General features: G+C 67.6%; 11 protein-coding genes and 1 pseudogene. 6 read left to right on the top strand and 6 right to left on the bottom strand.

Annotated elements, in window-relative coordinates; genetic code table 11:
* Nucleotides 1-12 precede the first annotated feature (12 nt).
* From BLU84_RS19645 to BLU84_RS19620, 6 genes are all read right to left on the bottom strand, one after another.
* Nucleotides 13-1,428 carry a hypothetical protein gene (locus BLU84_RS19645; protein ID WP_074871178.1) on the bottom strand — a complete coding sequence of 472 codons (1,416 nt, stop codon included), beginning with the start codon at nucleotides 1,426-1,428 and terminating at the stop codon, nucleotides 13-15.
* A gap of 36 nt (nucleotides 1,429-1,464) precedes the next feature.
* Nucleotides 1,465-2,166 (bottom strand): hypothetical protein, encoded by a 702-nt coding sequence (locus BLU84_RS19640; protein ID WP_139175136.1) that lies wholly within the window; start codon nucleotides 2,164-2,166, stop codon nucleotides 1,465-1,467.
* Between the two features lie 466 nt (nucleotides 2,167-2,632).
* Complete coding sequence (locus BLU84_RS19635) at nucleotides 2,633-3,523, bottom strand: META and DUF4377 domain-containing protein (RefSeq protein WP_074871174.1); 891 nt, start codon at nucleotides 3,521-3,523, stop codon at nucleotides 2,633-2,635.
* Between the two features lie 90 nt (nucleotides 3,524-3,613).
* The gene (locus BLU84_RS19630; RefSeq protein ID WP_139175135.1) at nucleotides 3,614-4,525 is read right to left on the bottom strand and encodes an META domain-containing protein; all 912 of its coding nucleotides are present in this window, start codon (nucleotides 4,523-4,525) and stop codon (nucleotides 3,614-3,616) included.
* A gap of 140 nt (nucleotides 4,526-4,665) precedes the next feature.
* Entirely contained in the window at nucleotides 4,666-5,178 is a 513-nt protein-coding gene (locus tag BLU84_RS19625; protein WP_074871168.1) for a DUF2750 domain-containing protein, read from the bottom strand.
* A gap of 10 nt (nucleotides 5,179-5,188) precedes the next feature.
* Complete coding sequence (locus BLU84_RS19620) at nucleotides 5,189-5,995, bottom strand: undecaprenyl-diphosphate phosphatase (protein ID WP_074871166.1); 807 nt, start codon at nucleotides 5,993-5,995, stop codon at nucleotides 5,189-5,191.
* A gap of 289 nt (nucleotides 5,996-6,284) precedes the next feature.
* Between BLU84_RS19620 and glnA the strand changes: the two genes are divergently transcribed.
* The 6 genes and pseudogenes from glnA to BLU84_RS19590 all read left to right on the top strand — a co-directional run.
* A complete protein-coding gene (gene glnA, locus BLU84_RS19615) occupies nucleotides 6,285-7,694 on the top strand; it encodes a type I glutamate--ammonia ligase (RefSeq protein WP_074871164.1) in 1,410 nt (469 codons plus the stop codon).
* A 146-nt stretch (nucleotides 7,695-7,840) separates the two neighbouring features.
* Nucleotides 7,841-8,296: a GNAT family N-acetyltransferase gene (locus tag BLU84_RS19610; protein WP_074871162.1), complete on the top strand. Its 456-nt coding sequence runs from the start codon at nucleotides 7,841-7,843 to the stop codon at nucleotides 8,294-8,296.
* Nucleotides 8,297-8,493: 197 nt separating this feature from the next.
* The gene (locus tag BLU84_RS19605; protein ID WP_083382888.1) at nucleotides 8,494-9,333 is read left to right on the top strand and encodes a TorF family putative porin; all 840 of its coding nucleotides are present in this window, start codon (nucleotides 8,494-8,496) and stop codon (nucleotides 9,331-9,333) included.
* A 34-nt stretch (nucleotides 9,334-9,367) separates the two neighbouring features.
* Nucleotides 9,368-9,706 carry a P-II family nitrogen regulator gene (locus BLU84_RS19600; RefSeq protein ID WP_074871160.1) on the top strand — a complete coding sequence of 113 codons (339 nt, stop codon included), beginning with the start codon at nucleotides 9,368-9,370 and terminating at the stop codon, nucleotides 9,704-9,706.
* A 64-nt stretch (nucleotides 9,707-9,770) separates the two neighbouring features.
* Nucleotides 9,771-11,114: an ammonium transporter gene (locus BLU84_RS19595; protein ID WP_211664586.1), complete on the top strand. Its 1,344-nt coding sequence runs from the start codon at nucleotides 9,771-9,773 to the stop codon at nucleotides 11,112-11,114.
* A gap of 801 nt (nucleotides 11,115-11,915) precedes the next feature.
* A pseudogene (locus BLU84_RS19590) lies at nucleotides 11,916-13,085 on the top strand (S8 family peptidase); the annotation flags it as partial.
* Nucleotides 13,086-13,332 lie beyond the last annotated feature (247 nt).

Raw genomic sequence — 13,332 nt, 5'->3', positions numbered from 1 at the left:
CTCTGCCGCGTCTTAGAGGGTCATCTTCGGGCCAGCCTGGGGCGGCCCATCCGGGCCCTGCGTTGGTGGTGGGGCTTGCTGCTGGGCTTGTTGCCGGTTGAGTTGCTCCACCCGGTCCAGGTTCTTCTCCGCGGGCGCTTGCGCGGCGTTGCCGGCGTCGATTGCCAGGTGGTGGTGCGGGCCGGCCGGCCCGTGCGGGGAGGCATAGCCGATCAGGTTCGTGCCCCCGTCCGCCGCCCTGCCGATCACGACCCCGGTGAGGTTCGTCCCCACGGTCGGATCGGCCTTCACGGCCGCCAAGCCGGCTGCGGCGAGGTTGCGGGCCTCGGCCTGGCTCCAGCGGCCGTCGGCCTGGGCTGCACGGTGGAACATCTCGAAAGCGGCGTGGTCGGGGTGGCCAGGGCTGTCCGCGCGCAAGGCGCGGGGCTCAGGCGCTACGTCGGGGGCGGCGTTCGAGGGCTCGGTCTTCGTGTTGTGCAGGGTCGTCCAGTTCATCCCGCCCTGGCTAGTGTCAATGAAGCTGAAGACCTTTCCGGGTCCGCCCAGGTCCAGGCCGCTGCGCTCGATCAGGGTGGGGTCGAGCTTTAAACGCTCTAGGTCGAGCGCCACCTCCGGCGGGTTGTGCCAGCCTTTGAGCACGCTCGATGCGGCGGTGATCGCACGGGTACCGTAGTAATTCTGGTAGTCCGAAGCGCCCGCCTGTCCCAGATTAGCTTCTTTGGGAGGCAGGTCGAAGTGGCACAAGGCCACAGCTTCGCGGTTGGGGTTTGGGTTGTGCTTGTCCGCTACGAGCGGGACGCTACCCGCGTAGATGAGCCCGTCGTCGCTCATGCGAATGTCGCGAGCGAAGGCTGGGGCGCCGCCTTTGCCGGGGCTGATGCAGTGGGTGGTGGCGTCTGCGCGCGCAAGAAAATCCTTGCGGTCGAACGTGCCGCCGTTTTGTTCGCGCACCCGGCTGGCGAGCGCGTTCATGCCGCCGATCTCGGCCAACGCCTCGCCTTCGCGCGCGGCCAGCAAGTATCGCTCGAACGGATCGGTCAGATCGGCACGGCCACCAGGCCCTGCTTTGACGATAGCCTCGTTGGTCTCCACATCAAGCCTTTCGAGCGCATCGTAAAGATGGCCGCTGAAATAGGCGTGGCTAGCTTCGTGCCCCAGCGTCGCAGTGATGTTGTCGACACGCGCGCCAGCGTTCTTTTCCGTGAACTGCTCTGCGCTGATGAAGATGGTTTTTTCAATGAAGTCGTAGTGCCCGCTTTGGTGAGGCGTGGTCGTGACCGCGATGTGGCCCACACGGTCCTGCCGAGCTGCATCCACCAAGGTCGACGACAGGTAGGTAGAGCTTTCGATCGCGACTTGCACGTCGGCTCTGGCGGCGGGCGGCAGTCCATTCAACAGCGGAACGAGTTCGGGGGGAAGGTCGCGCATCGTCGTTTTCCTTAACCAAGTGCTTCCAAGCCGTCACTACGGCGAAGGCGCAGGTCCCGTGGTGATGGTGACATTGCGCAGGCACCGCGTGGCTTCCGCTGGGGCATGCTGCGGCCGGTAGTCGCCCACGCTGACGGTGAACTCTGCCTTTGAGGTGGTTTTTACGAGTTGAATAGAGTGGAGGGGGACGTTGGACCTTTCGCCAATCACCGTGTAGCCGGTGGCTTGGAGCTCGGCGAGCAACGCAGCGGCGTCCAGGAAACACAAGCTGCGTCTCCACAGGCTTACGTCGACATCGCCACCCGGGTAAAAATAGAACTGCAAAGGCGCCCAAGGCGCTTCGTTGGGCTCGCTTTGCCACGCCCACACATTGAACACCCAGCCGTTGCTCAGCCTGCCGACGGCTTCCAGGCTCCGCGGTTGCGCCGACCTCGGCTGTAGCTTCAGATCGAACGCCTTCGCCACCGAACGCGGCTGGACATCGTCGAAGTTGTCCAACTCCACCAGTAAGCGCACCAGCCGGCGCTGGAGCTCCTGAACGTCGTAGCCGACCGGTTGTTGGCCCTTAGCTGCAGCGTCAACGGCCGCGATGGCGGGAGCGGGGCCTGTCGGCGCTGGCTCGCCCGGGGGCTGCGCGCACGCCGTCAGCGCACCCAAGGCCAGCGTCAGCAGTGGCCATTGGGTCATCCGAAGGCGAGCGGGACCTCTCAGGGGCTTGGCGGTGGCGTTGCGTGTCATGTGGGTTCCTTGCTCCGCTGCGTCCATTGCCTGGACGCCCAGCGATGCCAACGGTGCGCAGCCCTCATTGGCCCATCAAGGCTGCTGGTGTCAACGCGATCGAGCGGACAACGAGACGTCGAGCGCAGATCGGAAGGCCCGCTGAAGATGTATGTGTCCGTCAGGCACACAAGGTGTGCCGGGTATCTCGCGAACCAACACGAGCGGTCAAGACCCGATCCGGGCCGCTTGATGACCACCCTGTCCGACCTAGCCGAACAGCCGCGGGAACTGGCCCAGGGCGCGGTAGCGCGCCGCCCGGACGTTCACCCATCACAGCAGTACCAAGGAAGCTCGGCAGGGCCCGCCGGCCCAGGCGTCGGGGGCGAAAACTCAAGCGGGAGGAGGCGAAGCAAAAAAAGCCCGGCCGCGCGAGCGGCCGGGCTTTTCGTTCGGGTCCGGAATCGCGCCTGTGCGCGAGCCGCGCTTACTTCGACTTAGGCGCCGGCACCGATTCGCTCTCGACCACCATGTCGAGCACGTAGGCCACCGACGACGCGTCGGCCGGCGGGTTCTTGATGTCGAACTTCTTCACCCGCACCACGTTGCGGATGCCGGCTTCGTGGGTGTAGCCCTCGATGCTCTGGTAGAGGAAATGCCACTCGTCGCTGGGCTTGAGCGCGACGCCGTTGTCGGCGTACTTGCGCTCGCGCACCCACAGGCACTGGTAGTTCGGGATCAGCGGATGCGAGCACTTGCGCAGCTGCGAATCCACTTCCAGGAACACGGTGGCGCCGGGGCCGCCGTAGCGGGTTTCCGCGGTCGGCTCGCCGCTGAGCGTGAGCTTGGCGCCGCCGGCGGTGGTCAGCAGCAGGCGCGGCTGCGGCGCTTCGCCTTCGATGACGAAGCGCGTGCTGCCCTTGAGCTGTTCGCCGATGGCGCTGTCCATCTGCATCAGGCGCTGGTCCTGGCAGGCCATCAGGGTGCTGCGGAAGCCGCCGATCTCGATGCGGTCGCCGGCGAGCTTGAAGCCGGCGCCGACGTGGTTGCAGCCGCCGGACACGCCGAGGTTGTCGCCGTTGAAGCTCAGCTTGAGGCCGTACTTGCCTTCGCGCTGCAGCAGCGCGATCGGCTTGCCGGCGGCGTCGACCGCGCTGTCGAGGTTCCAGGTGTAGCCGCGCAGATCGATGCTGGAGGCCGGCGCCGGATCGCTCTTGACCGCGGCCGGCGCAGCGCCGTCGGCGGGCTGGGCGGCGTCGGGCTTGTCGCCGGCCGGCTTGGCGGCATCGGTGCCGGGCGAAGTGGAAGGCGCGGCGCAGGCGGCGAGCAGGACGCTGGACAGCGCGGCGGCGAGAACGAGGTGGCGTTGGATTTTCATGGGGCGCAATGATCCGGGGTGAGTCGCGAAAAACAGATGAACGCGGCGCCGCGCCGCGTGGGGTTTTGCGCGTTCAGCCGCGGGTCGGGCTTACCGCTGCGCCGGCTGCGGCGCGGTGGCGCTGATCGTGTTTCCCTGCGCTTCCACGCGCGGCAGCTGATCGAAGTCGGTCGCCGTCGCGATCACGTAGATGCCGAGCGAACACGACTTCCCAGTCAGGCTCGGATAGTGCCGGGTCGACAACAGCTGCCGCCGCTGTCCCTCGGGACGGCGGCCGTCGAAGGCATGCCGCGGCAGCAGGAACCAGTCCGACGCCGGTTGCGGCATGTACTTCACCCAGCGCAGCTTGCGTACCGACAGGCAATCGGGCCGCGGCAGGTTCGGCGAGCAGCCGGTCGTGCACGCGCGCAGCCCGGCTTCGGCTTCCAGGCTCACGTCCTCGCCCTTGGCGCCGTACGCGGCATCGCGGGTCTGCAGGACGAAGCGGGTGCCGTCGGCGCCGGTCAGGTACAGGCGCTGGCCGGCGCCGCTGCCTTCCAGCCAGTAGTCGAACGGCGGCCGCAGGTGCGCCGACAGCAGGTCGTCCATCGCGAGCGGGCGCTCCTGCGAGGTGCCGGCGAGCGTCATCGCGAAACCGGCGTCGCCGTGGGCGGAGACGATGCGCGCGCCGTCGATGCGGTAGTCCATCGACAAAGTGTTGGCGCCGCCGCTGAAGCGCATGCTGCGGTCGCTGAAGTCCAGCCGGACTTGGCCGATCGCATCGGCCTGCAGCAAGGCTAGGGCGTTGCCGTCGGCGCGGGTGGCCAGTTGCACCTGCCACGGGTACTCGGTCAGGTCGGCGACGCCGGCCTGGCGCCGCGGCAGCGAGGTGACGGTCGGGTCGGAGGCCGCATCGGCACCGTAGCCGTCCGGTCGGGCGGCGTAGGCCAGCGCCAGGCCGGCGCATACGGCGACTGCGGCGACGATCGCGGTGATGCGCGGGAACTTCATGCTCGGACCCATGGCGATCTGCGTATCGGGGCGCACAGCGTGAAACAGACGCGCGTGCGGCGTCGGCAGCGATGTGCGAGGCCGATCACGCTATCGAAATTCGCAGCCCGCGTGCGGCGCTTGCGCGCACGCGGGCCGCCGCAATCCGGCGCTCAGCCTTCTTTGGGCTTGGCGAACTTCTGCGCCAGCGCGCGCTGCGCCTGGGCGAGGTCGAGCCCGGTGGAGGCGCCTTCGGATTCGCCCGGCGCCGCGCCGGCATCGGCGATCAGCGCGTCGAGATGTTCGAGCAACTGCGCCGGCGCGACCACCGCGCATTGCATCGCCGTGTCCGGGAACACGCCGACGCCGACGCCGGCCTCGCCCATCGCCGCGGCGGCGCGTTCGCGCCACACCGCCAGTTCGCGCGGCGCCGGCGCGTAGCCGGCCAGCGTCGGCGCCTGCGTCAGCGCGGCGCGCGCGGTCGCGGCCGAGGGCCATGCCGGCAGCAGTTCCTGTTCTTCGCCGTCGAACAAGGTCAGCAGGTACTCGCCCGACTCGGCCACCCAGAAGCGGCCGCTGTCGGCGACCGCGGCGAGGAAGGCCGCGTAGCGCTCGGCGGCGGACAGCCCCTGGTCGTCGAGCAGTTCCTGCTCGAGTTGGGCGGGATCGGTGTGCGGATCGGACATGGCGGTTTCCTCAGCTGCCGGCCGGCATCAGCAGCAACAGCGCGATGCCGAGCACGACGCGGTAGATCGCGAACGCGGTGAAGCGGTGGCTCTGGATGTAGCGCAGCAGCCATTTCACCGCGATGAAGGCGGTCACCGCCGAGGCGATGAAGGCCACGCCCAGCGCGCTCCAGTCCTCCTGCGCCGCGGCCGGGGTGCCGATCACGCCGAGCAGCTCGTAGCCGCTGGCGGCGAACATGGTCGGGATGCCGACCAGGAACGCGAACTCGGTCGCCGCCGCGCGCGAAGTGGTGCCGGCCAGCAGGGCGACGAAGATCGTCGCCGCCGAGCGCGAGGTGCCCGGGAACACGCCGGCCACGACCTGGGCGATGCCGACCAGCGCCGCCACCGTCCAGGTGATGTCGCTGCGCTCGCCCAGCGCGGCCGCGCGCTTGGCGGCGAAATGCTCGGCCGCGACCATCCACACGCCGCCCAGCACCAGCGCCCAGGCGATCGGGGTGACGTGGTCGGGCAGGGTGAAGCCGGCCTTCTTGACGATGATGCCCAGCACCGCGGTGATGCCGAAGGCCACGCCGAGCTTGAGCAGGTAGTCGAGGTTGTCGCGCTGGGTGAAGCCGACGGCCAGGCCCCACAAGCGCTTCCAGTAGATCGCCACCACCGCCAGGATCGCGCCGGCCTGGATCGAGATATTGAACAGGTCCGAGCGCGCGCCGAGCCAGTGCTGGGCGATCAGCAGGTGGCCGGTGCTGGAGATCGGGAGGAATTCGGTGATGCCTTCGATGATGCCGAGGAGCAGGGCGGCTAAGAGGTCGGTCATTGGGGCCGGGAATCGGGAAGGGGGAATCGGAACAAGCGCCGGGTCGCGGTCGGGGGAGGCGCGGCCGGCGGGTCAGGATAGCGGAAAGGGCTTTTCCCAAATTGGTGCGAAGCCGGTTCATTTTGCACGTTGTTGGTGCAAAGGCCGGGAGTGCTTAGCCGATCATCCTTTCGAATCAATCGCTTGGAACACCATAAAACTTGGCACACGACTTGCTTTAATCCCTGGCAGGCGCACCACGCCCCCGCGTTGCCGATTCTCCATTCCCCACCTCTTCCCGGATCCAGCCATGTCTCTCGAACACGTCGAAAAGCTCATCAAGGACCACAAGGTCGAATTCGTCGATCTGCGCTTCACCGACATGCGTGGCGTGCAGCACCACGTGACCTTCCCCAAGTCGATCGTCGAGCCGGCGTTGTTCGAAGACGGCAAGATGTTCGACGGCTCCTCGATCAGCGGCTGGAAGGGCATCAACGAGTCGGACATGATCCTGCTGCCCGATTCGACCACCGCCTTCCTGGATCCGTTCACCGCCGATCCGACCCTGGTGCTGACCTGCGACATCCTCGACCCGGCCACCATGCAGGCCTACTCGCGCGATCCGCGCGGCGTGGCCAAGCGCGCCGAGGCCTACCTCAAGGCCAGCGGCGTCGCCGACCAGGCCTTCTTCGGCCCGGAGCCCGAGTTCTTCATCTTCGACTCGGTGCGCTACGCCAATGACATGGGCCACACCTTCTTCCACATCGATTCGGAAGAAGCCGCGTGGAACTCGGGCAAGGAATACGAAGGCGGCAACAGCGGCTACCGTCCGGGCGTGAAGGGCGGTTACTTCCCCGTCGCTCCGCTGGATTCGCTGCACGATATCCGCGCCGAGATGTGCAAGACGCTGGAGCAGGTCGGCATCGAAGTGGAAGTGCACCACCATGAAGTGGCCAACGCCGGCCAGTGCGAGATCGGCACCAAGTTCAACTCGCTGGTCGCCAAGGCCGACGAGCTGCTGACGATGAAGTACATCATCAAGAACGTCGCCCACCGCAACGGCAAGACCGCGACCTTCATGCCCAAGCCGATCGTCGGCGACAACGGCAGCGGCATGCACGTGCACCAGTCCTTCGCCAAGGGCGGCGTCAACCTGTTCTCCGGCGACGGCTACGGCGGCCTGTCGCAGATGGCGCTGTGGTACATCGGCGGCGTGTTCAAGCACGCGCGCGCGATCAACGCCTTCACCAACTCGGGCACCAACAGCTACAAGCGCCTGGTGCCGGGCTTCGAAGCGCCGGTGATGCTGGCCTACTCGGCGCGCAACCGTTCGGCGAGCTGCCGCATTCCGTACGTGGCCAACCCGAAGGCGCGCCGCATCGAGATGCGCTTCCCCGACCCGATCCAGTCGGGCTACCTGACCTTCGCCGCGCTGATGATGGCCGGCCTGGACGGCATCAAGAACCAGATCGACCCGGGCGCGCCGAGCGACAAGGATCTGTACGACCTGCCGCCGGAAGAGGAGAAGGGCATCCCGACCGTGTGCCACTCGCTCGACCAGGCCCTGGAAGCGCTGGACAAGGACCGCGACTTCCTCAAGGCCGGCGGCGTGTTCACCGACGACTTCATCGACGGCTACATCGCGCTGAAGATGCAGGAAGTGACCAAGTTCCGCGCGGCGACGCATCCGCTGGAATACCAGATGTACTACGCCGTCTAAGCGACGGTGCGCGCGGTGCGGCCGTTCGCGGCCGCATCGCGATGCGACACGCACGACCAACGACGATCGTATCCCCAGGGCGGCGGCCTCGCGCCGGCGCCTTCGGGCCTTGCTTTGCGTTTTTCGACCCAGGAGCGCAGCGACCGATGCAGATCCGCGCCGGCCAACTCGACCGTCCCGAGGTGATCGCTCTGCTGCGCGAACACCTGCAAGGCATGGCCGAGCTGTCGCCGCCGGAAAGCATCCACGCGCTCGATCTCGATGGGCTCCAGCGCCCGGAAATCAGCTTCTGGAGCGCCTGGGACGGCGATGACCTGCTCGGCTGCGGCGCGCTCAAGCAGCTCGACGCCGGCCACGGCGAAATCAAATCGATGCGCACCGCGCAGGCGCACCGCCGCCGCGGCGTGGCCGCGACGATGCTCGAACATCTACTGGAAGAAGCCGCGCGCAGGCAGTACCGGCGGCTGAGCCTGGAAACCGGCTCGATGGATGGATTCGAGCCGGCGCGCAGGTTGTACGCGCGTTACGGCTTCGACTACTGCGGGCCCTTCGCCGATTATCGCGACGACCCCAACAGCGTGTTCATGAGCAAGGCGTTGTAAGCACCACGGCCCGAAGCGAACGCTTCGGGCCGTTTTCGTTTCCACCCACAACACGGAGGACGCGCACGACGGGCCAGGCCCGCCGCGGGGCGGCTTGTTTCCGAAAAAACGCAGGGGCGACGACGAAGCGTCCCGCGCAGCAACCGAGTACGAACCGATGACCGGGGAGGGGCCACCGCTTATGAGGAGCCTGCGTCATGTCGTCTCACACCAGCGAAAAAACCACCGATGCCGTCGCCACCACGGCGTCCCGCGTCAGGACGACGCTCGCACACGCTCCGATCCGTCCGCAGGCGCTGCAGCGCGCCGTGCTCGCGGCCGCGCTCGCCTGTGCGGCGCTGCCGGCCGCCGCCGCCACGTCGGGCTCGGTCGCGCTGACCACGGACTATCTGTTCCGCGGCGTCTCGCAGACCAATCAGAAACCGGCTGTGCAGGCCGGCATCGAGTATGCGCACGACAGCGGTTTCTATGTCGGCGCCTGGGGCAGCAACGTCAGTTGGCTGTCGGACACGGTCGTCGTCGGCGACGACATTTCCAACAGTCTCGAACTCGACGCTTACCTGGGCTATCGCGGCAAGGCCGGGGAGATCTTCTCCTACGACGTCGGCGTGCTGACCTATTACTACCCGGGCAGCTATCCCTCGGGCTTCAACAGCCCTAACACCACCGAGGTGTATCTGGGCGGCACGCTGGCGCCGAGCGAGACGGTGTCGATCGGGCTCAAGTACTCCTACGCCGTCACCGACCTGTTCGGCTACGCCGATTCCGACGGCTCCGGGTATCTGGACGCCAACCTCAACTGGACCTTCCAGCCGAGCTGGACCTTGAACCTGCACGGCGGCAAGCAGTGGATCGAAAGCAACAAGGCTTTCGAATACACCGACTGGAAGCTCGGCGTGACCAAGAGCTTCGACAACGGCTTCTCGGTCGCGGCTGCCTACAGCGACACCGACGCTTCGACGCCGCTCTACACCAACGCCCACAACAACTTCCTGGCCGACAGCGCCTTCACCCTCACGGTGAGCAAGGCGTTCTGACGCCGCGCCCACCCCGCACCCCTGGAGCTGCGAGATGAAACTGATCATCGCGATCATCCGCCCGTTCAAGCTCGACGAAGTGCGCGAAGCGCTGACCGAAGTCGGCGTGTCGGGCATCACCGTCACCGAAGTCAAAGGCTTCGGCCGGCAGAAGGGCCACACCGAGCTGTACCGCGGCGCCGAGTACGTCGTGGATTTCCTGCCCAAGCTCAAGATCGAATGCGCCGTGCCCGACGGCCTGCTGGACGCGGCGCTGGAAGCGATCCAGAACGCCGCGCGCACCGGCAAGGTCGGCGACGGCAAGATCATCGTCCTGCCGGTGGAGAACACGGTGCGCATCCGCACCGGCGAACTCGACGACGACGCCCTCTGACTCCCGCCTGCGAGAAGACGACATGAAGTACGCGACGACTTTCGATGCCCGCTCGCGCGAGCGGATGTGCAAGACCCTGCTGTGGACCGCGTTGCCGGCGGCGCTGTTGCTGGCGTTCGCGCCGGCGCACGCGCAGGACGCGGCGGCCGCGGCGCAAGCCGCCAAACCCTTGGTCGACAAGGGCGATGTGGCCTGGATGCTGACCTCGACCCTGCTGGTGCTGTTGATGACCGTGCCCGGCCTGGCCTTGTTCTACGGCGGCCTGGTGCGCTCCAAGAACGTGCTGTCGGTGCTGATGCAGGTGCTGGCGGTGTTTTCGCTGATCGTGCTGTTGTGGGTGACCTACGGCTACTCGCTGGCCTTCGCCGGCGGCAACGCCTTCATCGGCAGCTTCGACAAGCTGTTCCTCAAGGGCGTGGACAAGGACTCGCTGGCGGCGACCTTCACCGCCGGCGTGTCGCTGCCCGAGTACGTGTTCGTGGCGTTCCAGTCGACCTTCGCCGGCATCACCGGTGCGTTGATCGTCGGCGCCTTCGCCGAGCGCATCAAGTTCGCTGCGGTGCTGCTGTTCGCGGCGATCTGGTTCACCTTCGCCTACCTGCCGATCGCGCACATGGTCTGGTACGGGCCGGACGGCTATCTGTTCGCCAAGGGCGCGATCGACTTCGCCGGCGGCACGGTGGTGCATATCAACGCCGGCATCGCCGGTTTGGTCGGCGCCTACTTCGTCGGCAAGCGCGTGGGCTACGGACGCGAGGCGCTCAAGCCGCACAACGTCACCTTCACCATGATCGGCGCGTCGCTGCTGTGGGTGGGCTGGTTCGGCTTCAACGCCGGCTCCAACCTGGAAGCCACCGCCGGTGCGGCGCTGGCCTTCCTCAACACCTTGCTCGCCACCGCGGCGGCGGCGCTGGCGTGGAGCCTGGTGGAGAAGATCGTCAAGGGCAAGTCGTCGATGCTCGGCGGCGCTTCGGGCGTGGTCGCCGGATTGGTGGCGATCACCCCGGCCTGCGGCACGGTCGGCCCGTTCGGCGCCATCGCCATCGGCGCGATCGCCGGCGCGGCCTGCGTGTGGGGCGTGCACGGGCTCAAGCGCCTGCTGCGCGCCGACGACGCGCTCGACGTGTTCGGCGTGCACGGCCTGGGCGGCATCATCGGCGCGATCCTCACCGGTGTGTTCAGCGCGCCGGCGTTGGGCGGCTTCGGTTTGGGCGCGGGCAACGACACCATCGCCGCGCAGGTCGGCGTGCAGGCGCTGGGCGTGGCGATCACCGTGGTGTGGTCGGGCGTGGTGTCGGTGATCGCGTTCGTCATCGTCAAGGCGGTGGTCGGCTTGCGCGTGGCCGAAGAGGCCGAACGCGAAGGCCTGGACATCACCACGCACGGCGAGTCGGCTTACGAGAGTTGAGCGGGGCGCCTCTCTCCTGCGTGCGGGAGAGAGGCGCGGATCGTGCTCGTGGTTGCGGCGCGATCCGATGGTTCGCGGTCGCAGCTCGCGCAGCTCCTACATGGGCTACCTGTAGGAGCTGCGCGAGCTGCGACCGCGACAATAGAACTGCGACGACATCCGCATCGCCTGTTTTCATCCGAATTCCCGCACGTACGTTCGCGCGTCCCCGCATGCTGCGCCACTCGCAGTTGGGTAATCGCTTTCCGCAATCGCATCGCGCGCTCGCGCTTTCACAACGCGCATCGCACTCGTTCATCGCGTTGCCGAAAGCGCAATGCCGAGTAATGCAAGCGCCAGCGATAGCGATGCGCAATCCATGATGTCGTCGTCGAAGACGATGTGACCGCAAGAGGTTTAGCGGTTGTCGAATAAATATTCCTCCCTAGGCTGCGTTGCGCGGGCATAGCGCTGCCCGCAGACCACGTCCGGACGCGCTCGCGTAAGGCAACGTCGCACGCCCCCACTGCTGGACACGCGAGAGGGACCAGGACGGTTCCGCCGCATACCGCGGCTCATCGAAACCTCACGGGAGTTTCGCTCATGTCTTCGCCTTCCATGCTTCGCCTCCGTCGGCACGCGCTGGCGGCCGCCGTTCTTTGCCTCATCGCTGCGCCGGCCTTCGCCGACGAGCGCGTCGACCTCAGCGGCCTGAAGGCCGACGCGCCGGTCGACGGCTTCCTGGTCAGCTACGCCGGGGACGCGCCCAAGGCCGCCGCGTTCCAGCGCGATCTCGACATCGCGCTGCGCTCGCTCGGCCGCAAGGATCTGAAGATCCAGCACACCCGCACCATCTCCACCGGCGCGGAACTGATCGAAGTCAACCGCGCGCTGGACGTGGTGGAAGCGGCGACGCTGATGAAGAGCATCGCCGCCGATCCGCGCGTGCGCTTCGTCGAGCCCAACGCGCGCTTCCAGGCGCTGCTGACCCCGAACGACCCGCTGTACTCGCAGCAGTGGGGCCTCAGCGGCACCTACGGCATCCGCGCCAACACCGCCTGGGACAACGGCTATCAAGGCCAGGGCAAGATCATCGCGGTGGTCGATACCGGCATCACCGACCATCCCGACCTGCTCGCCAACCGCACCTCGCCGCTGGGCTACGACTTCATCAGCAACGCCACCACCGCCAACGACGGCAACGGCCGCGACTCGGATCCGCACGATCCGGGCGACTGGACCACCGCCGGCCAGTGCGGCCTGGGCCAGCCGGCGCGCAACTCGAGCTGGCACGGCACCCACGTCAGCGGCATCGCCGCCGGCGTGACCAACAACTCCACCGGCATCGCCGGCACTGCGTTCCAGGCCAAGATCCTCAGCGCGCGCGTGCTCGGCCGCTGCGGCGGCACCCTGGCCGACATCGCCGATGCGATCACCTGGGCCTCGGGCGGCACCGTCTCGGGCGTGCCCGCGGTCGGCGCCAACAAGGCCACGGTGATCAACATGAGCCTGGGCGGCGGCGGCGCGTGCTCGGCCAGCTCGGCGATGCAGGTGGCGATCACCGGCGCGGTTTCGCGCGGCGTGACCGTGGTGGTGGCGGCCGGCAACAGCAACGCCGATGCTTCGGGCTTCCAGCCGGCCAGCTGCGCCAACGTCATCAACGTCGGCGCCACCACCTCGGCCGGCGTGCGCGCCAGCTTCTCCAACTACGGTTCGCTGGTGGACGTGGCCGCGCCGGGCCAGACCATCCTGTCCACGCTCAACGCCGGCACCACCTCGCCGGGCGCGTTCAACTACGTCAACTACAACGGCACCTCGATGGCGGCGCCGTTCGTGGCCGGCGTGGTCGCGCTGATGCAGTCCAAGCCGGGCGCCGACCTGACCCCGGCGCAGGTGGAGGCGACGATCAAGAACACCGCCTCGCCGTTCGCCTCGCCGCAGAGCCCGAGCCTGGGCACCGGCATCGTCAACGCCGACGCGGCCACCGACGCCACGCCGTAACCGGCAGCAAGCGCAGCATCGCAAGACACGATCGCGAGTCGTGACCCGCGGACTCCGGCTTCGGCCGGGGTCCGCTTTCGTTTGCGCGCCCGGCGCGGGAGAACGTACGCGCCGTCGCGGCTGAGGTCGTCGCCACCGTCGCGAACGCCGCGCAGCGGGCGTGATGCGCTGCGCAATCGATTGCCGTATACGTTCGCCGCGCAGGTGCGCGGCCGCGCTGCGCGCGCGTCTGCCGGCG

It is taken from the genome of Lysobacter enzymogenes, assembly GCF_900106525.1.
Taxonomy (GTDB): Bacteria; Pseudomonadota; Gammaproteobacteria; order Xanthomonadales; family Xanthomonadaceae; genus Lysobacter; species Lysobacter enzymogenes.
The sequence above is the reverse complement of the archived record's forward strand: the minus strand, read 5'-3'. Positions and strand labels throughout refer to the sequence as shown.

What these genes read in the sequence shown, in the direction of transcription:
- BLU84_RS19620 (WP_074871166.1), bottom strand. Translation starts at nt 5,995, where the DNA reads ATGACCGACCTCTTAGCCGCCCTGCTCCTCGGCATCATCGAAGGCATC.
- BLU84_RS19610 (WP_074871162.1), top strand. Translation starts at nt 7,841, where the DNA reads ATGCAGATCCGCGCCGGCCAACTCGACCGTCCCGAGGTGATCGCTCTG.
- BLU84_RS19605 (WP_083382888.1), top strand. Translation starts at nt 8,494, where the DNA reads ATGTCGTCTCACACCAGCGAAAAAACCACCGATGCCGTCGCCACCACG.
- glnA (WP_074871164.1), top strand. Translation starts at nt 6,285, where the DNA reads ATGTCTCTCGAACACGTCGAAAAGCTCATCAAGGACCACAAGGTCGAA.
- BLU84_RS19625 (WP_074871168.1), bottom strand. Translation starts at nt 5,178, where the DNA reads ATGTCCGATCCGCACACCGATCCCGCCCAACTCGAGCAGGAACTGCTC.
- BLU84_RS19645 (WP_074871178.1), bottom strand. Translation starts at nt 1,428, where the DNA reads ATGCGCGACCTTCCCCCCGAACTCGTTCCGCTGTTGAATGGACTGCCG.
- BLU84_RS19600 (WP_074871160.1), top strand. Translation starts at nt 9,368, where the DNA reads ATGAAACTGATCATCGCGATCATCCGCCCGTTCAAGCTCGACGAAGTG.
- BLU84_RS19640 (WP_139175136.1), bottom strand. Translation starts at nt 2,166, where the DNA reads ATGACACGCAACGCCACCGCCAAGCCCCTGAGAGGTCCCGCTCGCCTT.
- BLU84_RS19595 (WP_211664586.1), top strand. Translation starts at nt 9,771, where the DNA reads ATGTGCAAGACCCTGCTGTGGACCGCGTTGCCGGCGGCGCTGTTGCTG.
- BLU84_RS19635 (WP_074871174.1), bottom strand. Translation starts at nt 3,523, where the DNA reads ATGAAAATCCAACGCCACCTCGTTCTCGCCGCCGCGCTGTCCAGCGTC.
- BLU84_RS19630 (WP_139175135.1), bottom strand. Translation starts at nt 4,525, where the DNA reads ATGGGTCCGAGCATGAAGTTCCCGCGCATCACCGCGATCGTCGCCGCA.